Source organism: Sphingobium olei (assembly GCF_042678845.1).
Lineage (GTDB): Bacteria > Pseudomonadota > Alphaproteobacteria > Sphingomonadales > Sphingomonadaceae > Sphingobium > Sphingobium olei.
In genome coordinates this window covers 112,105-135,393 of sequence record NZ_JBHTLS010000129.1, presented here as the reverse complement: position 1 = coordinate 135,393, position 23,289 = coordinate 112,105, and the positions used below count along the sequence as shown (strand labels likewise).

General features: G+C 63.8%; 23 protein-coding genes. 8 read left to right on the top strand and 15 right to left on the bottom strand.

Annotated elements, in window-relative coordinates; all coding sequences use genetic code 11:
- The 5 genes from ACFQ24_RS14240 to ACFQ24_RS14220 form a co-directional block, all read right to left on the bottom strand.
- A partial coding sequence (locus tag ACFQ24_RS14240) for a terminase large subunit domain-containing protein (protein ID WP_380912308.1) occupies positions 1–1,384 on the bottom strand: 1,384 nt, incomplete at its 3' end.
- Positions 1,384–2,286, bottom strand: a complete 903-nt coding sequence (locus ACFQ24_RS14235; RefSeq protein ID WP_380912306.1) for an AAA family ATPase — start codon at positions 2,284–2,286, stop codon at positions 1,384–1,386. The genes ACFQ24_RS14235 and ACFQ24_RS14240, both read right to left, overlap by 1 nt.
- Positions 2,279–2,440 (bottom strand): hypothetical protein, encoded by a 162-nt coding sequence (locus tag ACFQ24_RS14230; protein ID WP_380912304.1) that lies wholly within the window; start codon positions 2,438–2,440, stop codon positions 2,279–2,281. Before ACFQ24_RS14230 ends, ACFQ24_RS14235 begins: the two co-directional genes overlap by 8 nt.
- Positions 2,437–3,861, bottom strand: coding sequence for an AAA family ATPase (locus ACFQ24_RS14225; protein WP_380912302.1), 1,425 nt, complete (start codon positions 3,859–3,861; stop codon positions 2,437–2,439). The genes ACFQ24_RS14230 and ACFQ24_RS14225 overlap by 4 nt, the downstream gene beginning before the upstream one ends.
- Positions 3,862–4,040: 179 nt before the next feature.
- The gene (locus tag ACFQ24_RS14220; protein ID WP_380912300.1) at positions 4,041–5,660 is read right to left on the bottom strand and encodes an NAD(P)/FAD-dependent oxidoreductase; all 1,620 of its coding nucleotides are present in this window, start codon (positions 5,658–5,660) and stop codon (positions 4,041–4,043) included.
- A gap of 85 nt (positions 5,661–5,745) precedes the next feature.
- Between ACFQ24_RS14220 and ACFQ24_RS14215 the strand changes: the two genes are divergently transcribed.
- Both ACFQ24_RS14215 and ACFQ24_RS14210 read left to right on the top strand, forming a co-directional pair.
- A complete protein-coding gene (locus ACFQ24_RS14215; protein WP_380912298.1) occupies positions 5,746–6,156 on the top strand; it encodes a MerR family transcriptional regulator in 411 nt (136 codons plus the stop codon).
- 38 nt (positions 6,157–6,194) lie between these two features.
- Positions 6,195–7,997, top strand: coding sequence for an acyl-CoA dehydrogenase C-terminal domain-containing protein (locus ACFQ24_RS14210; protein ID WP_380912296.1), 1,803 nt, complete (start codon positions 6,195–6,197; stop codon positions 7,995–7,997).
- A gap of 101 nt (positions 7,998–8,098) precedes the next feature.
- Here the strand turns inward: ACFQ24_RS14210 and dnaJ are convergent, their stop codons facing one another.
- On the bottom strand, positions 8,099–9,232 hold the full coding sequence (dnaJ, locus tag ACFQ24_RS14205; RefSeq protein WP_380912294.1) for a molecular chaperone DnaJ: 1,134 nt from the start codon (positions 9,230–9,232) through the stop codon (positions 8,099–8,101).
- Between the two features lie 59 nt (positions 9,233–9,291).
- Positions 9,292–11,190 (bottom strand): molecular chaperone DnaK, encoded by a 1,899-nt coding sequence (gene dnaK, locus ACFQ24_RS14200; RefSeq protein WP_380912292.1) that lies wholly within the window; start codon positions 11,188–11,190, stop codon positions 9,292–9,294.
- Positions 11,191–11,374: 184 nt separating this feature from the next.
- Between dnaK and ACFQ24_RS14195 the strand changes: the two genes are divergently transcribed.
- The gene (locus tag ACFQ24_RS14195) at positions 11,375–11,854 is read left to right on the top strand and encodes a copper chaperone PCu(A)C (protein WP_380912290.1); all 480 of its coding nucleotides are present in this window, start codon (positions 11,375–11,377) and stop codon (positions 11,852–11,854) included.
- Positions 11,851–12,306 (top strand): vgr related protein, encoded by a 456-nt coding sequence (locus tag ACFQ24_RS14190; protein ID WP_380912288.1) that lies wholly within the window; start codon positions 11,851–11,853, stop codon positions 12,304–12,306. The genes ACFQ24_RS14195 and ACFQ24_RS14190 overlap by 4 nt, the downstream gene beginning before the upstream one ends.
- Positions 12,307–12,319: 13 nt before the next feature.
- Here the strand turns inward: ACFQ24_RS14190 and folP are convergent, their stop codons facing one another.
- Positions 12,320–13,441 carry a dihydropteroate synthase gene (folP, locus tag ACFQ24_RS14185; RefSeq protein WP_380912286.1) on the bottom strand — a complete coding sequence of 374 codons (1,122 nt, stop codon included), beginning with the start codon at positions 13,439–13,441 and terminating at the stop codon, positions 12,320–12,322.
- Between the two features lie 85 nt (positions 13,442–13,526).
- Complete coding sequence (locus tag ACFQ24_RS14180) at positions 13,527–14,672, bottom strand: site-specific DNA-methyltransferase (protein WP_380912284.1); 1,146 nt, start codon at positions 14,670–14,672, stop codon at positions 13,527–13,529.
- 286 nt (positions 14,673–14,958) lie between these two features.
- Between ACFQ24_RS14180 and ACFQ24_RS14175 the strand changes: the two genes are divergently transcribed.
- Together ACFQ24_RS14175 and betI are read left to right on the top strand one after the other, a co-directional pair.
- Positions 14,959–15,300, top strand: a complete 342-nt coding sequence (locus ACFQ24_RS14175) for an ArsR/SmtB family transcription factor (protein ID WP_380912282.1) — start codon at positions 14,959–14,961, stop codon at positions 15,298–15,300.
- Between the two features lie 154 nt (positions 15,301–15,454).
- Entirely contained in the window at positions 15,455–16,105 is a 651-nt protein-coding gene (gene betI / locus ACFQ24_RS14170; protein ID WP_380912280.1) for a transcriptional regulator BetI, read from the top strand.
- On the opposite strand, the gene ACFQ24_RS14165 is transcribed toward betI, so the two are convergent.
- Genes ACFQ24_RS14165 through glmM form a run of 4 tightly spaced genes read right to left on the bottom strand, consistent with a single transcriptional unit; the run spans position 16,092 to position 19,006 of the window.
- Positions 16,092–16,691, bottom strand: coding sequence for a ribonuclease HII (locus ACFQ24_RS14165; RefSeq protein ID WP_380912278.1), 600 nt, complete (start codon positions 16,689–16,691; stop codon positions 16,092–16,094). The genes betI and ACFQ24_RS14165 overlap by 14 nt on opposite strands.
- Entirely contained in the window at positions 16,684–17,445 is a 762-nt protein-coding gene (gene thiD, locus ACFQ24_RS14160) for a bifunctional hydroxymethylpyrimidine kinase/phosphomethylpyrimidine kinase (protein WP_380912276.1), read from the bottom strand. The genes ACFQ24_RS14165 and thiD overlap by 8 nt, the downstream gene beginning before the upstream one ends.
- Positions 17,442–17,666: a DUF1272 domain-containing protein gene (locus ACFQ24_RS14155; protein ID WP_380912274.1), complete on the bottom strand. Its 225-nt coding sequence runs from the start codon at positions 17,664–17,666 to the stop codon at positions 17,442–17,444. The genes thiD and ACFQ24_RS14155 overlap by 4 nt, the downstream gene beginning before the upstream one ends.
- A complete protein-coding gene (glmM, locus tag ACFQ24_RS14150) occupies positions 17,666–19,006 on the bottom strand; it encodes a phosphoglucosamine mutase (RefSeq protein WP_380912272.1) in 1,341 nt (446 codons plus the stop codon). Before glmM ends, ACFQ24_RS14155 begins: the two co-directional genes overlap by 1 nt.
- A 101-nt stretch (positions 19,007–19,107) precedes the next feature.
- Here glmM and ACFQ24_RS14145 point away from each other — a divergent pair, with 101 nt between their 5' ends.
- Positions 19,108–20,475, top strand: coding sequence for an alanine/glycine:cation symporter family protein (locus ACFQ24_RS14145; protein ID WP_380912270.1), 1,368 nt, complete (start codon positions 19,108–19,110; stop codon positions 20,473–20,475).
- Between the two features lie 58 nt (positions 20,476–20,533).
- Here ACFQ24_RS14145 and ACFQ24_RS14140 read toward each other — a convergent pair whose 3' ends face one another.
- Both ACFQ24_RS14140 and ACFQ24_RS14135 read right to left on the bottom strand, forming a co-directional pair.
- Positions 20,534–20,716 carry a CsbD family protein gene (locus ACFQ24_RS14140; RefSeq protein WP_380912268.1) on the bottom strand — a complete coding sequence of 61 codons (183 nt, stop codon included), beginning with the start codon at positions 20,714–20,716 and terminating at the stop codon, positions 20,534–20,536.
- 100 nt (positions 20,717–20,816) lie between these two features.
- Positions 20,817–21,974, bottom strand: coding sequence for an N-acetyltransferase (locus tag ACFQ24_RS14135; RefSeq protein WP_380912266.1), 1,158 nt, complete (start codon positions 21,972–21,974; stop codon positions 20,817–20,819).
- Positions 21,975–22,124: 150 nt separating this feature from the next.
- On the opposite strand from ACFQ24_RS14135, the gene ACFQ24_RS14130 reads away from it, so the two are divergent.
- Complete coding sequence (locus tag ACFQ24_RS14130) at positions 22,125–23,192, top strand: fatty acid desaturase family protein (RefSeq protein WP_380912264.1); 1,068 nt, start codon at positions 22,125–22,127, stop codon at positions 23,190–23,192.
- Positions 23,193–23,289: the final 97 nt, after the last annotated feature.

Genomic DNA, 23,289 nt, shown 5'->3' with positions numbered 1-23,289 from the left:
GGTCGGGCTCCGCCCTCCCTACGCCACGCGCAGCGCAAGGAGCGTTCCTCGACCGTCGTGCCATACTCGAAAGGGGGTCCCTTTTGCGCGCCGATCGGGGGTCCCGTTTGGACGCCGATTGACAGACGTATCCATGCCTATGCGGGTAATTTGCTCCACGGGCGGCTCCCTTGATTGAGTCTTGCAACGCACTCACTCTGGCACATTGCGATGCCGTTGGGAGCCGTCCACCCCAACACGGCAGCACCGCGCCGCCATCTTCGGGGAAATACAGCACCAGCGCTGACAGGTCGCGAACACTCGACAGGTCGAGGCCGCCATAGCAGGGTCGCCCGCGTAGCGCCTCCAAGTCGACCGCTTGGCCGCAGGCTTGCCACTCGGCCGGGTTGATCGCCTTCGGCTCTGCGTCCACCCGCATGTTGCAATGGAGGTTCAGGAAGGCCGGTTCAAATGTCGGCATTCGCTTGGCGCGCTTCGCCTCGTCCGCGATCTGCTCTTTCGACACGAAAACGCCAAGGGCAGGATTTGCCAGCGCCCAATTGGCCGGGTCATATGGGTCGGCATCCTCCGGCACGGCATAGACCACGCCGTGAAAGCTTGGATCTTCGATCTCGCCTCCATTCACGCGGTCGGAATAGTCCACCAGCTCCGACATGAGGTTTTCAGGATAGGGGCTTTGCGTCCCGATCACGAGCATCAGCGGCTCTTTGCGCTTGCCCATGGAGGTGCGCAGCACATCGAACAGCTCGCGCTTCTTCCACTGCGCCAGCTCGTCACAAACGACAAAAGACGATGCGAGGCCATGCACCGACGCGCCGTCGCTTGCCAGCGCTCGAAACTTCGAGCCGGTCTGCATGTCCTCGATCTGCTTGTGGAAGCGCTGGACGTTGACGCGGGCGGCGATCCAGGGCGTCTCGAAGATGATCGCTTCCATTTCCGCGAAGATCAGCGCGGATTGATCCTTCGTCGCGGCCGCGCTGTAGCACTCGCCGCGCTGCTCGCATTCCGGGCCGACCAGATGGGCAAGGCACAGCATCGCCGCCAGCACCGTCTTGCCCTGCCCACGCGCCACGCTCAGCAGGCCAGTGCGGACGCGCCGGCGCCCGTCGCCATCCTCGCCATAGATCGCCTCAATCCATTGGCGCTGAAACGCGATCAGCTGCACCCGCTCGCCAGCGCCAAAGCCCTTGGTGATGGGGAGCGATTCGACGAAGGCGATCACCTTTTCCGCCCGCGTCAGCCCATCGGCTTCCCATGGCTGGGGTGCTGCCTTCGGCTGTTGCAGCTCCGCAAAGGCAAGCAGCGCCTGGCCGCTGTCATCCGGCTTATGGGCAAGGCCCGCCACCGCCCGCAATTTCGACGCTCCTGGCCCGCGCTGCCCCATCAGCCGCGCCCCGAAAATGGCGGTTTTGAGCCATTCCCCGAAGAAACTAACTCTAGAGAAAGGGACGAAATCGGTCCACCTCCCTCAGCCCCAAGAGATTTTCGACGGACCAGATTGGGGTTCGCCGCCCACCATTCGACCGCTGCCGCGACCATCTGCGTCACCCGCAGCTGCCGACCGGCATCAGCCCTGATGCGGCGGACGCATTCTGCCAATGGAGTTTCCATCACGATCAAGCGTCCACCCAATCGAGCCGTCCATGATCGCCGGTCGCAGGCTTTAGGTGCCGACACGATGAACCATGCCGCAGCATGTTCGTCATCATCTGCCAAGGCGCGTAGCATCGCGTTGCGCCTTTCTAGTCCGCTGGCGAGCAAGTGCGGCGGTGCCATATGTTCAGGCAGGCCGCTAATCTGCTGCATGATAGTGTCGAGGCAGATGACGATGTCACGCGACCGCGCGTGTTCCCGCACGTATGTCGATTTGCCTGAACCTGGCGCTCCGCAGACGATCGTTAGGGGGATGCGGGCGGGTCTCAAATCGGACGGCATCCGCCTTTCGATCGCGGCCGCTGATAGGAGGCCATCGCCTCCGTTCCATGGGTGCGCGCTATCAATGGGAGAGCCATCGGGATTGCAGCCGCGCCGGGGCTTCTTCGTCCGCACCGCGCCCGCCTCGATGCCCCGAGCCGTCTTAGCGCTGTGGCAGCCGGGGCAGTAGCTCGCCAGCCCGTCATGCGACGGGAACGGATCACCGCCGGCATTGATCGATACCCGGTGATCAACGGTGTTCGCCATCGTCATGCGGCCCATTGCCTCGCATCCCTCGCACATTGGGAAAAGCGCCAGATGCGCCAGGCGCAGTCTCTTCCACGTTGCGGTGTTGTAGGGCCAGTCAGCCATGCGGTCGCTCCATCGCGTTCGCTAGTTTGTGAAGCTCGCGCCTCAATTCGTCACGCCGCTCGAAGTAGCGTTCGGGATTGCGCCAGTCGGGATGCAGCCTGCCCACTTCCTTGGCGAGCGCCCGCACCCTTGCCGGTGTCGTGCCGCCGATCATTGGTCGTCCCCTTCGCCCGGATCATCCCAGATGATGTCCTCCGCTTCGGGAGTGGGGGGCTGGGGAAGCCCCCCTATAGGGGGGCTCCCCTGCCCACCCGAAGCACCAAAACTGCCCCGCAGCTGGCCCGCACCTATTTCCCTAGGATTTCTGCGGGTTTGAGGAGTGCCGTCGTTTTGGTCAAAAAGCTGCCCCGCAAGCTGGCCCGCAAAAGCTGGCCCGCACTCCTTTTCCGCAGTTTTCTGCGGGTTTGAAGCACTGCCCCGCATTTCGTCGGAAGCTGCCCCGCAGCTGCCCCGCAGCTGGCCCGCACCTTCTTCAGCGGGCATGATGCATCGGCTCGTGTGGCGATCGGTGGAGTTGCGCACCTCGATCTCGACAATGTGTTCGAGAGCAAACAATCGTTCCATGGCGCGTTCGAACTCTTCGACCTTGAACCCCTTCGCTTGAGGCATCTTCGCGAATTCGCGCGGCGCGTAGTTGCGAGCCGTAGGGCGACCGCTGACGGTGCGGCCTTGCTTCACGCGCACTCGCAGCAGCGACATGAATTTGGCGTTCTCCGCCGCCGCCTGGGCATTGCTCGCCATTTGTTCATGCCAATCAGTGGAAGGGGCGTCGGCAAGTTCAAACGTCCAATCCTTCCACCTTATTTGGATTTCGTCGCCGGTCTGCGCGTAGTTGGATTTCGCTCGGCTCAGCACCCGCAAGTCAGGATCATATTGAGCCTCTTCGGCGCTGCCCCGCGACAGATACAGGCGCGATCGGACCTGATTTTCCCACGCCGTCGAGCCGCTGTATTGCGCGCCATTTTTCGAAGGATGCCCAAGGAAAAGCACGGTCCCGCCAATGTCGCGGGCAAGGCGTTCCAGCATGTTGCAGAAGATCGCGACATGGTTTCGGATGTTCTCATTGCCCTCGAAAAGATGAGCGATGTTGTCCAATACCGCGAAGAAAATGCGCCCATGCGCCGTCGACACGATGCTTTCATAGAAGGGCGAAGGCCGGATGACGCCGTCAGGGTCGAAGCTCAAGAGCGAGTTATCTAGCTCCCCGCAGCGGCTTAGCAGGAATAGCTTGCCATCCAGTTCGCCCATGCTGACATTGAGCGACTTGCAAATAGCTTCCTGCCTGCGATGCAGCTCGCCTAGATCGTCCTCGCAAGTGACATACAGTGACGCTTGCTGCCGCGTGGGAATACCAAGGAACGGCAGGCCCAACGCAACACATGTTGCGAGCTGCTGCGCGAACAGCGATTTGCCGGAGCCGCCATCGCCGGTCAGCAACGTGGCGCGCATGACGGGGATCATGTCGTCCCAAAGCCACAGCCTTGCTGGCGCTGGTCGGCCTTCCCATTCAGCAGGCGACACGATCGGCAGGCGCATGAGGTCGGGCCGGATCGGAGTGACCTTGCCCCTATCCATTTTCCACCGCCAAAAGGTTAGCCAGTCCCTTCCCGTTCGCCGCAGAAATGCGTGGCGGGATTTGAGCGGTTAGCCTCTCTATCCCATTGATTTTGACGGACTGCTTATGCCCTTGTCGGGCATCCATTTTCCCGTAGACCTGTTCTTCCCGGCTAGAGCGTGCGACTGCGCATATGGCCTCAAGCCATGATCGCCTGCGCCACCGCTTCAGCAACCTTGATCCCGTCGATGGCCGCCGACAGGATGCCGCCAGCATAGCCCGCCCCCTCGCCCGCAGGATAGAGTCCGGCGACATTGAGACTCTGGAAATCCTTGCCCCGGTTGATGCGCAGGGGCGAGGATGTGCGTGTTTCGACGCCGGTCATGACGGCGTCGGGATGATCATAATTGGCGATCTGCCGGCCGAAGACGGGCAGCGCCTCCCGGAACGCGTCGATCACGAAGGACGGCAGGCATTGCGACAGGTCGGTCGGCGTCACGCCCGGCTTGTAGGAGGGTTCGACCGACCCCAGCGCAGTGGAAGGCCGGCCCGCCAGGAAATCGCCGACCGTCTGCCCCGGCGCATGGTAGGATGATCCGCCGGCGACGTAGGCCAGGCTTTCCCAATGGCGCTGGAAGTCGATGCCCGCCAGCGGCCCGCCCGGATAGTCGCGTTCCGGATCGATGCCTACGACCAGCCCCGAATTGGCGTTGAACTCGGCGCGGCTATATTGGCTCATGCCGTTGGTGACGACGCGCCCCTCTTCCGAAGTCGCCGCCACCACGCGGCCGCCCGGGCACATGCAGAAGCTGTAGACCGTGCGCCCGTTGCCGCAATGATGGGCGAGGCTGTAGGCCGCCGCGCCTAGATCGGGATGACCGGCGCACTTGCCGTAGCGGGCGCGATCGATCCAGCTTTGCGGATGCTCGATGCGCACGCCGATGGAAAAGGGCTTCGCCTCCATATGCACGCCGCGCCGGTGCAGCATCTCGAAGGTCGGGCGAGCGCTGTGGCCGATGGCGAGCACGACATGATCGCTCTCGATCACGGAGCCGTCCGCCAGCACCACGCCACGCAGCCGCTGGGTTCCGTCACTCGCCGGTTCCAGCACCAGATCATCGACGCGCTGCTGCCAGCGATATTCGCCACCCAGCCCCTCTATCTGGCGGCGCATGGATTCGACCATGGAGACGAGGCGGAAGGTGCCGATATGCGGGTGCGCCTCCCACAATATGTCGTCGGGCGCGCCGGCGGCGACGAATTCCTCCAGCACCTTGCGGCCCAGGAAGCGCGGATCCTTGACCCGACAATAGAGCTTGCCATCGGAGAAGGTGCCGGCCCCGCCTTCCCCGAACTGGACATTGGAATCCGGATCGAGTTCGCCCCGGCGCCACAGGCCCCATGTGTCCTTCGTCCGCTCCCGCACCACCTTGCCACGATCGAGTATGATCGGCCGGAAGCCCATCTGCGCTAAGATGAGGCCGGCGAACAGGCCGCACGGCCCCGCACCGATCACGACCGGACGCTTGCCCTGCCAGCTTTCAGGAGCGTGAGTCACGAACCGGTAGCCTGTGTCGGGCGTCGGCCGCACGTCATGATCATTGGCGAAACGGGCCAGCACGGCCGCCTCATCCGCCACATCGACGTCAAGCGTATAGACGAGCTGGATCGCATTGCGCCGACGCGCGTCATTGCCTCTGCGCACAAGCACATGCCCGCGCAGTTCATGCGGCTCCAGCCCCAGCCGTTCGCACAGGGCAATGGGGATCGCATCGGCCGGATGGTCGAGCGGAAGTTTCAAGCCGGACAGGCGGATCATGCAGAGCCCCTAGCCCAAAGCGACTGCAACGGGAAGCGCCTCAAACTCACCTTGACGTAAACGTAAAGCATGGTAATTTGCTGCCATGGACAAGCGCAGCAGCATCGCCGGCATCGAACTGCCCGACCATAGCGAACGGCAGAGCTACAGCATCACCGACCTGTCGGAGGAATTCGGCGTGACGGCACGGGCGCTGCGCTTCTATGAGGACGAAGGGCTGATCTCGCCGGAACGGCAGGGCCTGTCCCGCATCTATTCCCGCCGCGACCGTGCGCGCCTCGCCTGGATATTGCGGGGCAAGCGAGTGGGGTTCAGCCTCACCGAAATCCGCGAGATGATCGACCTCTATGACGCGGACGAGGAACATGAGGCGCAGAGGCGCGTCACCGTGGACAAGTGCAAGGCGCGCATCGCCCTGCTGACCCGGCAGAAGGACGACATCGACGCCGCGATCGCCGAACTGGCCGCCTTCGTATCCACCATCGAGCAGAAATAAGCCCCCACCCCCCATAAGAATAGTCGCAGGAGAAGATCATGCCCAGCTACGCCGCCCCCGTTCGCGACACCCGTTTCGTGCTGGACCATGTCGTCGGGCTGGACCGTTACGCCAACCTGCCCGGCTTTGCGTCCGCCTCGCCCGATCTGGTCGAAGCGATTCTGACCGAAGGCGGGAAGATGGCGGCCGAGGTGCTGTTTCCCCTGAATGCGTCTGGTGACCGCGAAGGCTGCGTGCGCAACAGCGACGGCAGCGTCACGACGCCAAAAGGGTTCAAGGCCGCCTACGATCAATATGTTGCCGGCGGCTGGACCACGCTGCACGCGCCGGAGGAATTTGGTGGGCAGGGCCTGCCGATGGTCGTGGCGACGGCGCTGGGCGAATATATGTCATCCGCCAATCAGGCGTTCGAAATGTATTTCGGCCTGACGTCCGGCGCCATCTCCGCGCTGCTGGCGAAGGGAAGCAGCGAGCAGCAGCACCGTTACATCCCCCGCATGGTTTCAGGCGAATGGACGGGCACGATGAACCTGACCGAGCCGCATTCGGGCACGGACTTGGGCCTCATCAAGACCAAGGCCGTGCCGCAGCAGGACGGCAGCTACGCCATCACCGGCACCAAGATATTCATTTCCGCCGGCGAGCATGATCTGGCCGGCAACATCATCCATCTCGTCCTCGCCAAGACACCGGACGCGCCTGAAGGCAGCAAGGGCATCTCTCTCTTCGTCGTGCCCAAGATTTTCGTGAATGAGGACGGATCGCTGGGCGATCGCAACGCCGTATCTTGCGGATCGATCGAGCATAAGATGGGCATCCACGGCAACGCCACCTGCGTCATGAACTATGACGGCGCGACCGGATGGATGGTGGGCGAGGAGAATAAGGGCCTAGCCGCCATGTTCATCATGATGAATGCTGCGCGGCTGGGCGTCGGCCTTCAAGGGCTGGGCCAGGGAGAGATCGCGTTCCAGAACGCCGTCCATTATGCGAAGGATCGCCGTCAGGGTCGCGCCCTCACCGGCCCCAAAGAACCGAACGAGAAAGCCGACACGCTGTTCGTCCATCCCGACGTCCGCCGCATGCTGATGGAAGCCAAGGCGCTGACCGAAGGGCTTCGCGCGCTCATCCTGTGGACCGCGTTGCAAGTCGATCTGTCCCACAATGCAGCGAGCGAAGAAGAGCGTCAGGCCGCCGACGACATGCTGCAGCTGCTGACCCCGGTGGTGAAGGGCTATGGCACCGACAAGGGCTTCGACGTCGCGGTCGCCGCGCAGCAGGTGTTCGGCGGGCACGGCTACATCTGGGAAAATGGCGTCGAACAATATGTGCGTGATGCCCGCATTGCCCAGATTTACGAAGGCACCAACGGCGTGCAGGCGATGGACCTCGTCGGCCGCAAGCTGCCGATGAACGGCGGCCGCGCGCTTCAGGCCTTCTTGAAGACGGTGGCTGAAGAAGTTGCGGCAGCCAAGGCGGATGCGCAGCTTGCTCCCATCGCCGATGCGCTGGAGAAGGCGAGCGGCCAGCTCGGCGCGGCAACGATGTGGCTGATGCAGAACGCCATGAAGAATCCGGACAATGCCGGAGCGGGTGCGCACCATTATATGCACATATTGGGCATCGTCGCGACCGGCCTGATGTGGCTGCGCATGGCGAAGGCGGCCACCACCCTGATCGAAGCAGGCGAAGGCGACGCCAAGTTCCTGGAAGCCAAGCTGGTGACGGCACGCTTCTTTGCCGAACGGATCATGCCCGATGCGGGATCGCTGCGCCGGAAGATCGAGGGCGGCGCAGAGACGTTGATGGCGCTTGATCCAGACCTGTTCCTGGCGGCCTGACGGCCTTTACCAGGCCGACGACCTTTGCATCGGCCCAATGAAAAAGGCTCCGGATGTTCCCCGGAGCCTTTTTCAATAGCGGGACATCTCTTGCGCCTGCTTCATTCGCCCCACAATTCCTTGAGCTTGCCGAAGAAACCGGTGGACGCCGGGCATTCCTCACCCGTCTCCGTATCGCGGAAGGCCTCCAGCAGTTCGCGCTGCTTGGCGGACAGCTTGGTGGGCGTTTCGACATCGACCTGGACGACCAGATCGCCCTGCCCTCGCCCGTTCAAGACTGGCATGCCCGCGCCTCGCTGACGGATCTGCTTGCCCGACTGGATGCCGCTCGGGATCTTGATCTCATGCCGTTTCCCGTCGAGACCGGGCACTTCGATGCTGCCGCCCAACGCCGCCGTCGTGAAGCTGACCGGCGCGCGACAGAATAGGGTCGTGCCGTCCCGCTCGAAGATCGGGTGCCGCTTCACATGCAGGAAGATGTAGAGGTCGCCCGCAGGCGCGCCGCGCGCGCCTGCCTCGCCCTCGCCCGAGAGGCGGATGCGCGTGCCTTCATCCACGCCCGCAGGGATGGTGACGGACAGCGTCTTGGGTCGGTCCACCCGCCCCTCGCCCCGACAGGAACGGCAGGGGCTTTCGATCACTTGCCCCGCGCCATGGCAGGACGGGCAGGTCCGCTCGACCACGAAGAAGCCCTGCTGCGCGCGGACCTGGCCATGGCCCTTGCATGTCCCACATGTTTTGACGCCCGTGCCCGGCTGCGCGCCCGATCCGTCGCACGCTTCGCAGGCTGCCGACACCTCGATCTGGATGTCGGTCTGCTTGCCATGATAGGCCTCGTCGAGACTGATTTCCATATCGTAACGCAGGTCAGCGCCACGGCGCTGCTGCTGCCGTCCACCGCCGCCAAAGCCGGATTGGCCGAAGATCGTCTCGAATATATCGCCGAGGTCGGAAAAACCGCCCTGCTGCCCACGGAACCCGCCGCCGCCTCCGCCGTTCTGAGCATTGGTATAGGCGGCATGACCATAGCGGTCATAGGCTGCGCGCTTCTGAGGGTCTTTCAGGCACTCATAGGCTTCCGACACGGCCTTGAACTTGGCTTCGCTGTCGGCGTCTCCCCCGGTGCGATCCGGGTGATATTTCATCGCGAGCTTGCGATAGGCGCTCTTGATGGTCGCGCCATCCGCCGTGCGCTCGACTTCCAGTCGAGCATAATAGTCGAGTTCGGTCGTCATCTTTGTTCCCGGCTCCCCCCGCCACCGGATCGATCCAGCGGCGGGGGCAGTCTAGAGGCTTACGCCTTGTTGTCGTCCACTTCCGAGAATTCGGCATCGACAACATCGTCATCCGCCTTGGGCGCTTCGGCGTCCGGCGAAGCGGCGGCGGCCTGCTCCTTCTCGTAAATGGCCTGACCCAGCTTCATGGCGACCGTGGCGAGTTCCTGCGCCTTGGTCTTCATGGCTTCCGCGTCGCCGCTCTCGATCGCGGACTTGGTCGCCGCGATGGCGGTTTCGATCTCGCCTTTGAGGCTCGCGTCAACCTTGTCGCCATGCTCGGCAAGCTGGCCCTCGGTGGTGTGGACGAGGCTCTCGGCGTTGTTCTTGGCTTCCGCTGCCTCGCGCCGCTTCTTGTCCTCTTCGGCAAAGCGCTCGGCATCCTTGACCATCTGCTCGATGTCGGAGTCGCTGAGGCCGCCCGACGCCTGGATGCGGATCTGTTGCTCCTTGCCGGTGCCCTTGTCCTTGGCGGACACGTTGACGAGGCCGTTGGCGTCGATGTCGAACGTCACCTCGATCTGAGGAACGCCACGCGGCGCGGGCGGAATGCCGACCAGGTCGAACTGGCCCAGCAGCTTGTTGTCCGCCGCCATCTCGCGCTCGCCCTGGAACACGCGGATCGTCACCGCCTGCTGATTGTCGTCAGCGGTCGAATAGACCTGGCTCTTCTTGGCGGGGATCGTGGTGTTGCGGTCGATCATGCGAGTGAACACGCCGCCCAGCGTCTCGATGCCCAGCGAGAGCGGAGTCACGTCGAGCAGCAGCACGTCCTTGACGTCGCCCTGGAGCACGCCCGCCTGAATGGCCGCGCCCATGGCGACGACTTCGTCGGGGTTGACGCCGGTGTGCGGCTCCTTGCCGAAAAAGTCCTTCACGGCCTCGCGCACCTTGGGCATGCGGGTCATGCCGCCCACCAGCACGACTTCGCTGATCTCGTTGGCGGTAACGCCGGCGTCGGCCAGCGCCTTCTTGCAAGGCTCCATCGTCCGCTTGATGAGGTCGGCGACCAGCCGCTCCAGATCGGCGCGGGTCACGGTCTTGACGAGATGCTTCGGCCCGTTCTGGTCGGCGGTGATGAAGGGCAGGTTGACTTCGGTCGTCTGTGCCGAGGACAGCTCGATCTTGGCCTTTTCTGCCGCTTCCTTGAGGCGCTGGAGCGCCAGCTTGTCCTTGGTGAGGTCGATGCCTTCCGCCTTCTGGAAGTCGGCCGCGAGATATTCCACCAGCTTCGCGTCGAAATCCTCGCCGCCCAGGAAGGTGTCGCCGTTGGTCGACTTCACCTCGAACACGCCATCGCCGATCTCCAGGATCGAAATGTCGAACGTGCCGCCGCCAAGGTCATAGACCGCGATCGTCTTGCCATCCTGCTTCTCAAGGCCATAGGCCAGGGCAGCCGCAGTCGGCTCGTTGATGATGCGCAGCACTTCCAGGCCCGCGATCTGGCCGGCGTCCTTGGTCGCCTGACGCTGGGCGTCGTTGAAGTAGGCGGGGACGGTGATAACCGCCTGCGTCACAGTCTCGCCAAGATAGCTCTCGGCGGTTTCCTTCATCTTCTGGAGGATGAAGGCGCTGATCTGCGACGGGCTGTAATCCTGGCCACCGGCCTTGACCCACGCATCGCCATTCGGCCCCTTCGCGATCGAATAGGGGACGAGTTCCATGTCCTTCTTGGTCATGGGATCATCGAAGCGGCGGCCGATGAGGCGCTTCACCGCGAAAATCGTATTGTCCGGATTGGTGACCGCCTGGCGCTTGGCCGGCTGGCCGATCAGGCGCTCGCCATCCTTGGCGAAGGCGACGATCGAGGGCGTGGTCCGCGCCCCTTCCGCATTTTCGATGACCTTGGGCTTGCCGCCGTCCATCACGGCGATGCAGCTGTTGGTGGTGCCCAGGTCGATCCCGATAACTTTTGCCATCTTGTCCTCTTATAACCCCAAATTTTCAGCGGTCGACGGCCCAATACCTCACTAAAGCGCCAAGGCAAGGCCGGTTTGCATGCGGGATATAGGCGCGCTTTCGCTTGGCACAAGAAGCATCGCCCATTAGCTTTGCGGAACGACCGGAAACGAGACAATGTGGATATATGGCATGGAGATTTGGATGCGAGCACCCCTGGCCCTTGTGGCCCTTGCGGCTCCGCTGGCCCTGAACGGCTGCGGCGACCCCGCCCCTGCCTATGTTGACCAGGCGTGGGTGCGGCTCTCGCCTAACAAGGACACGCCGTCCGCCGGCTATTTCGTCGCCCATGGCGGCGATTCGGGTGCGCAGATCCGGGGTGTCATCACCGACTACGCGCTCAAGGTCGAAATGCACGAGAGCAAGGACAAGAACGGCATGATGTCGATGCAGCCGGTCGACAGCGTCGACGTTCCGGCCAAGGGCACGGTCGCCTTTGCGCCGGGCGGCAAGCATCTGATGCTGTGGGGCGTGAACGATACGGCGATCAACCGCGGCAAGATGCAGCTGACCTTCCTGATGGGCAATGGCGACCGGCTGCTGGTGGATGCGGTGATCCGCAAGCCGGAGGGCGCGGGCGGCGCGCCCGCCGCCGCGAAACCGGACGAGCATGCCCGCCATTGACGGGGCGATCGCTGACGGACGACGAGGTGGCGCTCGCTCGCTCGGTATTCGGGCGCGCGATCGATTATGGAGCGGTGCGCATCCACAATCGCAAATGGTGGCCGCTCCAACCCGACGGCGTGACCATGGCCCCGGACGGCCATCTCTGGTTCGCGCCCAAGGGCGGCCTTTATTGCGACGATTTCTGCGCCAGCCCGCTGCACATCCAGGGCCATTTCATCCATGAGATGACCCATGTCTGGCAGGCGCAGCGAAGCGGCAAATGGTGGCTGCCCCTGATGCGCCATCCCTTCTGCCGATATGCCTATGATTATGTGCCGGGAAAGCCCTTCACCCGCTACGGCATCGAGCAGCAGGCGGAAATCGTGCGGCACGCGTTTCTTATCAAACGCGGCCAGCGGGTCGAGGGGAAGCCGGGGCGGGAAGACTATGAGGCGCTCTTGCCCTTTTGATCGGAGACAGCGGTCAAACCCCGCTCAGCCCTGCGTCCGCCAGCCCACGCCATAGGTGCAGCGCCTGCACGCTTTCCCTGACATCATGCACCCGCACCATCTGCGCGCCGAGTTGCGCGGCGCGGAAGGCGAGCGCGACCGAGCCACCAAGCCGATCGGCCGCCGGCGCTTCGTTCGACAGGGCACCGATCAATCGCTTCCGGCTGCCGGCGAAAAGCAGCGGCACGCCAAGCCCCTGGAACGTAGCCAGCCCGTTCACCAGCGCCAGATTGTCGGCCAGCCCCTTGCCGAAGCCCAGCCCCGGATCGACGATGATCTTCTCGCGCGCGATCCCCGCCGCTTCCGCCGCTGCGATGCGCGCTTCCAGATGGTCGAACACGTCGGCGACGACATCGCCATAGCCCGCCGGATTATGATGCGGATCGTCGCCGCTGGACGGCGCATGCATCAGGATCACCGGACAACCGGCGCGGGCCACTACCTCAAGGCTGCGGGGATCGTGCGCCAGCGCCGACACATCGTTGACGATGGCCGCACCCGCCGCCAGCGCCGCTTCCATCACTGCCGCCTTACGCGTGTCTACCGACATTGGCACGCCCGCCGCCGCCAACCGCTCGATCACCGGGACGATGCGGGCTATCTCGTCGCCTTCCCAGAGTTTGGCCGCCTTCGGACGGGTGGACTCCCCGCCCACGTCGATCAACGCCGCGCCCGCCGCCGCCATCGCGAAGCCCGCGTCCGCCGCCGCCTTCGGATCATCGAGATGCTTTCCCCCATCGGAAAAACTGTCGGGCGTGACGTTCAGGATCGCCATCACCTGCGGCGCGTCGAAGCGGATCGTGCGCTCGCCCAGCGCCAGCGGGGCTCGCTGCGCTGAAATGTTCGCCGCCAGCATCCCTGCCCGCTGCCTCAGCACGTCAGGCAAAGTCGTCAGCCAGGCGTCGAATTCCGCCACCGCCACGGTGAAGCGGCCGATCCGCCGCGCGCCGTCCAGGGCCGTTACCTCATAGCCTTGGAACCAGATGAGCCCGTTGCCCATCCGCGCGGCGCTTCTGTCTGGCAGGCCGATAGGCGACGGCACGAACCAGACGGGCTTGAGATAAAGGCGGAAATGGGCGGGGATGGTGGGGAGCATGGACGGTGCTTAGCGCGGTTCCGTGCTCCTGCGAAGGCAGGAGCGCAGTTCAACGCGAGCGGCCTTCGCCGTAGCACATGCTTCCTTACGGCTCGTTCGCCAGCAGATATGTCTGGCGCAACGTGTCGATCGGCATCAGCCGCCCTTGCGCCTCATGGTGCCAGAAGGTCCAGCCGTTGCAGCTCGGCGCGCCCTGCAACGTCGCGCCCATCTTGTGGATGGAACCGCTGTCCGTGCCGACACCGAGCGATCCGTCCGCCCGCACCACCGCCTGCCATCGCCGCTTGGAGTCGGTCAGGATCGCGCCCGGATTGAGATAGCCGGTTTCGACGAGCGTCCCGAACGCCACCTTGGGCTGGCTGCGCGCGCTCTGCATGATGGTGAGCGCGCTTTCGTCCAGCGGCAATGCGGCCTCGATCCGCTCCAGCGCCACGTCGATATAGTCGTCTTCCCGCTCAATGCCGATCCATTTGCGGCCGAGCCGTTTGGCGACGGCGCCGGTCGTGCCGGTGCCGAAGAAGGGATCGAGCACTATGTCGCCCGGCTTGGTACAGGCCAGCAGCACGCGATAGAGCAGAGCCTCGGGCTTCTGCGTCGGGTGCGCCTTCGTGCCGTTGCGCTTCAACCGCTCCTGCCCGGCGCAGATCGGGAGCACCCAGTCGGAGCGCATCTGCAGTTCGTCGTTAAGCGTCTTCATCGCCTTGTAATTGAAGGTGTAGCGCGCGTCCTCGCCCTGACTGGCCCAGATCAGCGTCTCATGCGCGTTGGTGAAGCGGGTGCCCTTGAAATTGGGCATCGGGTTGGACTTGCGCCAGATGATGTCGTTGAGGATCCAGAAACCTTCATCCTGGAGCGCGGTGCCGACGCGGAAGATGTTGTGATAGCTGCCGATCACCCAGATGGTGCCGTTGGGCTTCAGGATGCGCCGCGCTTCCCGCAGCCAGGCCTTGGTGAAACGATCGTAGCTGCCCAGCGTATCGAATTTGTCCCAGTCATTGTCGACCGCGTCGACCCGGCTGCCTTCCGGCCGGAACAGGTCGCCGCCAAGCTGGAGATTATAGGGCGGGTCAGCGAAGATCATGTCGATGCAGCCGTCAGGCAGTGCCGCCATATGCGCGATGCAGTCGCCCCGCAGCAGGGTGTCGACCGGAATCTGCGCCGTCATGTCCAATGCGGCTGACGCGTTCGCCTTCTTTCGCCGCGGCGCCGCGACGCGCTCCATCACACCCATATGCAAACCCCCGTATCTCTTGAAGCCAAGCGATGAGTCCTTGGGAGTCCGGCGTCAAGATCAGCAGCTTAGAGCTCGCCGTTAACAAATGCGCTGACCCGCGCAGGAACGAAGCAAGACCCACAAGATGTTGAGTCGGCTTGGCGGCGAAAGACTCAATATGAGGCGGTGTGATGAAAAAGACTCACGCTTTGAACGAGGCACATTTTTTTGGTTAACGCTGTTCGAGAAGCTCGGCCAGCGTCCAATCTTGACCTAATCATACCTATTTGGTTATGGATTGTGGATGAAAAATGCCTCCTTCACTACGGATCGCCATGCCGCTGCCGACGCGCTGTTCAAGGCCTTGTCGGACGGCACCAGACGCGCTCTTCTCGAAACATTGGTGCGGGAGGGAGAGCAGAATGTGCATGCGCTGACCGCAAATGCGGGTGTATCCCAACCCATGGTGTCGCGCCACCTAGCCAAGCTGAAGCGCGCCGGGCTGGTGACCGCTCATCGTCGCGGTCGTGAAACCTGGTATGCCGCTCGGGTCAAGGGACTCGGCCCGGTCGTCCAGTGGATGGCAGTACATGGGGCGCTATGGTCGCAGCGCTTCGCCGCCTTGGAGACATTGGGCGCGACCTGATTGGTGCGGCTAGCTGGACATAATTGGCAATATTCTCTCCCCCGCTGATAATATAATTTCACTTCCTTCCCATTTTTGAGAATATATCGCTACCATTATTGCATCTTCTCTTGTCTTCTTGGCCACCAGCCGTCAAAGCGGCGACGGGAGACGGATGACGATGCAGGCGAATGAGCAATCGACCATCGTGCGGGAAAGGGCGCGTTTCGTAAGGGAAACGGCAGACGTCCGACGACAGGCGCTGATTGATGCCACGGCACGTTGCCTCGCGGAAAAGGGCGTGGTCGGCACATCCGTTCGGGCCATATGCGCCTATGCCGGCGTGTCATCGGGCCTGCTCACCCATTATTTCGACGGCGTGGACGCGCTTATCCTGGCCACCTACGCCGATGTCGGCGCGCGGGTGAACGCAGCGCTGGACGCCGCTGTCGAGGCGGCGGGTGACAACCCGCGCGACCGCCTTCGCGCTTGCCTGCAAGCCAACTTCACCCCACCCGTACTCGATCCCGATCTGCTCGCGACCTGGATCGCTTTCTGGAGCCTGGTCAAGTCCGACCCGGAGATCGCGGCCGTCCATGCCGGAGTGTACGGCGCGGCGCGGGGACAGGTGGAAGTGCTGCTGCAGGCCGCGGCTCCGGCCATGTCGCCGGCGCGCACGCGGATCGCCGCGATCAGCCTCATGGCCCTGGTCGACGGCTTGTGGCTGGAGCTTTGCCTCGACCGCAGTACCTTCTCCCCGCAGGAGGCGCAGACGATGGTGGCGGCAGCGATGGATCAGCTACTGGCTTCGGCTACAGCAAGCTGAGCTGCGCCACGGGTGCGAAGCTGCGCCGGTGCAGTGGCGTCGGCCCATGCTCCCGCAGCGCTGCCAGATGCCGCGCACTGCCATAGCCCTTGTTCGTTTCCCAGCCATAATGCGGATGATCCGCCGCAGCCGCGATCATCATCCGGTCCCGCGCTTCCTTGGCAAGAATGGAGGCAGCGGCGATCGACAGGCATTTCGCATCGCCCTCCACCACCGCCGTCGACGCCCAGCGCCATTTGGGGCAGCGATTGCCGTCGACCAGAATATGCGCGCAATCATGGGTCAGCGCGTCGACCGCACGCGTCATCGCCAGCATGGTCGCCCAAAGGATGTTGATCTCGTCGATCTCCTCGACGCTCGCGATGCCGATGGCCCAGCAGAGCGCCCGCGCCTTGATCTCGCCTTCCAGCGCCGCGCGTTTGGCGGCGCTCAATTGCTTGCTGTCGTTGAGGCCGTCCGGGCAATCCTCCTGCCGCAGGATGACGGCGGCGGCGACCACCGGCCCCGCCAAAGGCCCCCTGCCCGCCTCGTCCACCCCGGCGACCAGACCCGGATGATGGCGCAGTTCATGCACGAAGTCAGGCATGGACGTGAAATCCCAGCGGAACGCCCATAGGCCCATGCCCCGTCCCGAAGCCCGGAGCGATCATTAGCGCTTCGCGGACATATTTGCGTGCCCGCTCGACCGCGTCCACCCGATCGAGTCCCTGCCCCAGCCCGCATGCAATCGCACTCGCCAGCGTGCAGCCGGTCCCATGCGTATGCGGCGTGTCGATCCGCGCGTTGCTCCACGCCTTGAGCACGCCTTGAGGCCCGATCAGCCGGTCGGTCAGCATCGGGCCTTCGCCATGGCCGCCCTTGGCAAGGACATGAGTGTCGAAATGGATGGCGATCACCTCACCGCCTAACGCCTCGAGTTCCGGCAGGTTCGGCGTCACGATCATCGCGATCGCCATCAACCTCTCGAACGCCGCGATCGTCGCCGCATCCGCCAGCGCCGCCCCGCTGGTCGCGACCATGACGGGATCGAAGACGATCGGCACGCCCTCCAACGCGGCAAGCCGGTCCGCCACCGCATTGGCCGTTTCCGCGCTACCGATCATGCCGATCTTCACGGCGTCCACGCCGATGTCGTTGATGCAGCTATCCATTTGAGCCAGCACCATATCGGTCGGCACCGGATGCACGGCCTGCACCCCCAATGTGTTCTGCGCCGTGATAGCGGTGATCGCGGTCATGGCGTGGCCGCCCAGCATCGTCACCGTCTTGATATCGGCCTGGATGCCCGCGCCGCCCCCGCTGTCTGACCCGGCGATGATGAGGATGCGCGGGACGCTCATGCGCGAAAGCGCCGCTCCGCGGAGGCCGGATTGGCCGCCAGCGCCTTGCCGGCGCGGGTCGGCCGGTCCATCAGCTCACCGCCGCAATTGGGGCAGCGATCGTCCAGCGCCTCCGCGCAAGACACACAGAATGTGCATTCGAAGGAACAGATGAACGCGCCGGGCGCATTGGCCGGCAGGTCCGCGCCACAGCGTTCGCAGTCGGGCCGCATCTCAAGCATTACGCCGCCGCCCTTTCCACGGCGGCGCAGATACGTTCGACCACGTCCTTCACCTGATCCTCCCGGTCGCCTTCGGCCATGACGCGGATCACCGGCTCGGTGCCGGACGGACGGATGACGAGGCGGCCCGAGCCGTCCAGCTCGGCCTCCGCCTGCGCGATCACGCGCTTCACATCCTCATGCTCCAGCGGCTTGCCGCCCGCGAAGCGCACATTCTTGAGCAATTGCGGCACCGGATCGAACTGATGCAACGTCTCGCTGGCGGGCTTGCCCGATCGCACCAGCGCGGCCAGCACCTGCAGCGCCGCAACGGTGCCGTCACCGGTGGTGGCATAGTCGGACAGGATCATGTGCCCCGACTGTTCGCCGCCGACATTGAAGCCGCCCTCGCGCATCCGTTCCAGCACATAACGGTCGCCCACCTTGGTCCGTTCAAGGCCGATGCCCTGCCCCGACAGGAAGCGTTCGAGGCCCAGGTTCGACATCACAGTGGCCACCAGCCCACCGCCGCGCAGCAGGCCGTCGCGCGCGAAATTGGCGGCGATCAGGGCCATGATCTGATCGCCGTCGACGATCTTGCCCTGCTCGTCCACCACGATCAGCCGGTCGGCGTCGCCATCCAGCGCGATGCCGATATCCGCGCCCGAAGAGACTACGGTTTCCTGCAACAACAGGGGCGCGGTCGATCCGCATCCGTCATTGATGTTGGTGCCGTTGGGCGTCACGCCGACCGCGACCACGTCCGCGCCCAATTCCCACAGGGCCGAAGGCGCGACCTGGTAGGCGGCGCCGTTCGCGCAATCGACCACGATGCGCAGGCCATCAAGCCGCAGGTCGGCGGGGAAGCTCGACTTGACGGCGTGGATGTAACGCCCGCGCGCATCCTCGACCCGCCGGGCGCGGCCGATATCCTTCGACGCCGCGAGCGGAATATCCTGCTCCAGCAAGGCCTCGATCTTCAATTCGTCCTCATCGGACAGCTTGTACCCGTCCGGGCCGAACAGCTTGATCCCATTATCGAAATAGGGATTGTGGCTGGCGGAAATCATGACGCCCAGGTCCGCGCGCATCGAATGCGCCAGCAACGCAACGGCTGGCGTGGGTATCGGGCCGAACTGCACCACATCCATGCCCACGGCGGTAAAGCCGGCGACGAGCGCGTTCTCGACCATATAGCCCGAAAGGCGCGTATCCTTGCCGATCACCACCCGATGGCGGTGGCTGCCGCGCTGGAAATAGGTGCCCGCGGCCATGCCGACCTTCATCGCCAGATCGGCCGTCATGGGCCATGCATTGGTACGGCCGCGAATGCCGTCGGTGCCGAAATATTGCCTGCTCATGGGGCTTCCATGCACCGATCGGCCATCCCCTCGCAACCCGGCACAACAGACATGAGCAATCTTTAATCGACTTTCCATGCAGCCAGCGGCATGTCGACCCGATGGATCAGTTCAATGCTTTCGTCGACGGCCTGTCGGACGCCGTTTTCTTCAAGATACCGATGCTAGGGACGCAGATCGAACTGATCGTGCTGTATCTGGCGCTGCCCATGCTGTTCTTCACGATTTGGCTGGGCTTTCCCAATGTGACTCAGGTGGGGCGGGCGCTCCGCATCCTGCGGTCGCAACCGCGCGAGGGCGAGGCGAAGGGCGACGTCAGCCAATGGGCGGCGCTCTCGACGGCGCTGTCCGGCACCATCGGCCTCGGCAACATCGCGGGCGTCGCAGTCGCACTGACGATGGGTGGGCCGGGCGCGATCCTCTGGATGTTCATCATCGGCTGGTTCGCCATGACGGTGAAGATGGCGGAGGTCACGTTGGGCCTCAAATATCGCGTGTTCGACGCTCGCGGCCATGCCCATGGCGGGCCGATGTATGTGCTCAAGGCCGTTGGGGCGGCGCGCGGCTGGCCGAAGCTCGGGCTGGCGCTGGGCGGGGCGTATGCCTTCTTCGCCCTGTTCGGTGCGATCCCCATGGTGCAGGTCAACCAGAGCTTCGCGCAGGTGAAGGTCGTCACCGGGCTGTCGAATGGCTGGGCCTATGGCGTGTTCCTGGCGTCCGCTGTCGCGCTGGTCACACTGGGCGGCGCGGCGTGGCTGGGCGAGGTGGCGAAACGGCTGACCCCGCTCAAGGTCGCAGTCTATCTGCTCGGCGTTGCGGCAATCCTTTTGCTTCATGTGAGCGAGATACCGGCCGCGCTGTCCTTGATCTGGAACGGCGCCTGGTCGGGCGCGGCGGCGACGGGCGGCGCTGTCGGCGCATTCGTAGCGGGCATGCGGCGCGCGGTCTTCGCCAGCGAGGCGGGCGTAGGATCGGCGGTCATGGCGCACAGCCTGGCGCGCGCGCAGCATCCCGTGTCGGAAGGATTGGTTGCCCTGCTCGAACCCCTGCTCGGCACGATGATCGTCTGCGCGGTCGGCGGGCTGGCACTTGTGGTCGCGGGGACGTGGAATACCGGGCTGGAGGGGATCGCCATCACCTCGGCGGCCTTCGCGAAGGTTTCGCCATGGTTCCCATGGCTGCTCGCGGTGGTCGTGTTCCTCTTCGCCTATTCGACGCTTGTCGCGTGGGGCTTCTATGGCTTGCAGGCGTGGGGCTATCTCTTCGGTCATGGTCCGAAGGCGCAATGGACCTACAAAATCCTCTATGTCGTCGCCCTGCCGCCCGCCGCAGCAATCGACCTTGGCCGGGTGGTCGGCATCGTCGACTCCAGCTTCTTCCTGATGGCGATCCCCAACGTCATCGCGCTCTATCTGTGCGCCGGCGAATTGCGCCGCGATGTAAAAGACTATCTGGCCAGGCAGACCTGACGCGAAAAAGGCCCGCTCCGTGCGGAGCGAGGCCTTTTCCTAACCTCAGTTGAGGCGTTCAGATCTTGTCGCCGAGCGCACCCTTGACCGATCCTGCGACGTCCTGTGCCGTGCCCTTGGCCTTCTGCGCCTTGCCCTCGGCTTCCAGACGTTCGTTGTCGGTGGCCTTGCCGACCGACTCCTTGACAGCACCCGCCGCCTTGTTGCCAGCAGCCTTCAGCTTGTCGACAGTCTCACCCATGATGAACACTCCTTGCGTTGTTATCTTGGGTTAGAAACGAAGGCTGCCCGATCGGGTTTCACAAGAAACGGCTGCGCAATGATTAAACTTCGGTCATGATCTAAAGCGTCTTTTCGTAAATCTGATAGACCTTGTTCACCCGGCTTTCGATCGCGTCGGCGATGGCGTTCATCCCCTGATTATCGTCCAGCACCCAGCCGATCTCGCCGCGCGTCGATCCGTAACGACTGACGGCATTGCGGCGGATATATTCGATCATCATGAACGCCAGTTGGCTCGCCATGCGCGACGCCTGCAACCGCTGGACCACGCCCATCAACGGCACGCGCATCGTGCGGCATTTGGGCTTGCGCAGCCAGGAGAGCAGCTTGATCCAGCCGAAGGGAAAGAGCGCGCCGTTCAAGGGCTTCACCGCTTCGTTGAGATCGGGCAGCGTCATCATGAAGGCGACCGGCTCGCCATCCAGTTCCGCGATCATAATGAGATCCTCGAACACGATCGGCTTCAGCTTCTTGCCCGTATGCGCAACCTCTTCGTCCGTGATCGGAACGAAGCCCCAATTGTTGCCCCACGCGTCGTTCAGGATGCCGAGGATGATCGCGGCCTCCTTGTCGAACTGCGACTTGTCCACCTGCCGCACACGGATGCGCGGGTTCTTCTCGCCCGACTGGACGATTCGCTGGATCAACGGCGGAAATTCTTTGGTGATATCCAGCTCGTAGGTCTTGAGCTGCTTGACGGGCGCATAGCCCGCCCCCTCGATCATCGCCTGATAGGCGGGGCTGTTATGCCCCATCATGACCGTCGGCGGATGATCGTGCCCCTCGATCAGCAAGCCCGGCTCTTCCCAGATGGAGAGCGAGATCGGCCCCAGCACGCGGTTCATGCCCTTGGCGCGCAGCCAGTCCTCCGCCGCGGCTATCAGCGCCCTGGCGGTTGCATCATCCTCCGCCTCGAACAGGCCGAAATTGCCGGTGCCTGGCCCCATGCCCTGTTCCGGCGGCTGGTCCAGCGCCAGCCGATCGATATGGGCGGAAACCCGCCCCACCACCTTGCCGCCGCGCCGCGCCAGAAAATATTGCGCCTTCGCATGACCGAAAAAGGGGTTCTTGCCCGGCGTCAGCAGTTCCTTGACCTCGGCCTTCAGCGGTGGAACCCAATTGGAGTCGCCGGCATAAAGCCGCCACGGCAGGTCGATGAAGGCCTTCATGTCGGCCTTGCCGGAAACGGGGGTAATCACCAGATCAGAATTGGCCACGGACGCCGCTTTCGCAATTTCGATGCTGGCGGTGCAGTTCCACCCTTGTCCGCGCAATGTCAATCATGCGGGCGCGTGGGCGCGCCGGGATGGCGAATATGTCATGGTGCTGCCATGATGTCAGCGCATTTGGAGACTAGGACGGCCCGCATGACGAAGCACGACCCCATCCTTGCCGCCGCGCAGCGGGCGCGGGCAGCGATCCCCGACGATGTCGCGATGCTGCGGGCGGCGGCGGACCTGGCGCGCGAATTCAGTGTCGCTGATCCCCGCATCTTCTGGAGCGACATGCTGGCTTCCGCCCTGATCGGCTGGAGCGCGCTGGCAGGGGCGATCCTTGTCGACAATAGGGCCGTCGCCCTCGTGTGCGGCGGCGTGGCGGTGCTCGCCCTCTATCGCGTGGCGAGCTTCATTCATGAGCTGACCCATTATCGCAAGGGCGCTCTGCCCGGCTTTCGCGCGGGCTGGAACCTGATCGTCGGCATTCCGCTGATGATCCCCTCCTTCATGTATGAAGGCGTCCATACCCAGCATCATGCCCGCACGCGCTACGGCACGGCGGAGGATCCCGAATATCTCCCGCTTGCTCTCATGAAACCATGGTCGTTGCCGCTCTTCATCCTCGTTGCGTCGCTCGCGCCTGTGGGTCTCATCCTGCGCTTCGGCGTGCTGACGCCGCTGTCGCTTTTGATCCCGCCGCTGCGCGCTAAGGTGGTGTCGGAATTTTCCGCCCTGTCGATCAACCCCTCCTATCGCCGTCGCGCGCCCGAAGGCGACTTCGCGCGCATGTGGGCGTGGCAGGAAGCCGGCGCATGCCTCGTCGCACTGGCGCTGATCGGCAGCGTCTTCGCCTTCGGATGGAAACCGCTGCTCGTCTATATGGGCGTCCATTCGGCGATGACGGTCGTCAATCAGCTGCGCACGCTGGTCGCGCATCTGTGGGAGAATGAGGGCGAGCCGATGACCGTCACGGCGCAATATCTGGATTCGGTCAACGTGCCTCCGCCCTCCACCCTGCCCGCGCTCTGGGCGCCGGTGGGCCTGCGCTATCACGCGCTGCATCATCTGCTACCCAGCGTGCCCTATCATGCCTTGGGCAAGGCGCACGCGCGGTTGATGGCGACGCTTGACCCGGATTCTCCCTATCGAAAGGGCAATTATGCCGGGATGACGCCGCTGGTCGGCAAGATCGCGCGGAGCACCATGCGGGCGCGCTGAGCGCACATAAGACGCCGCGTCAAAAAAATTTCAGTTTCGCCTTGAAACCGGAATAACCCGACCCATATCGTGGCTGTTCCGGTCCCCCTCTCCCCCC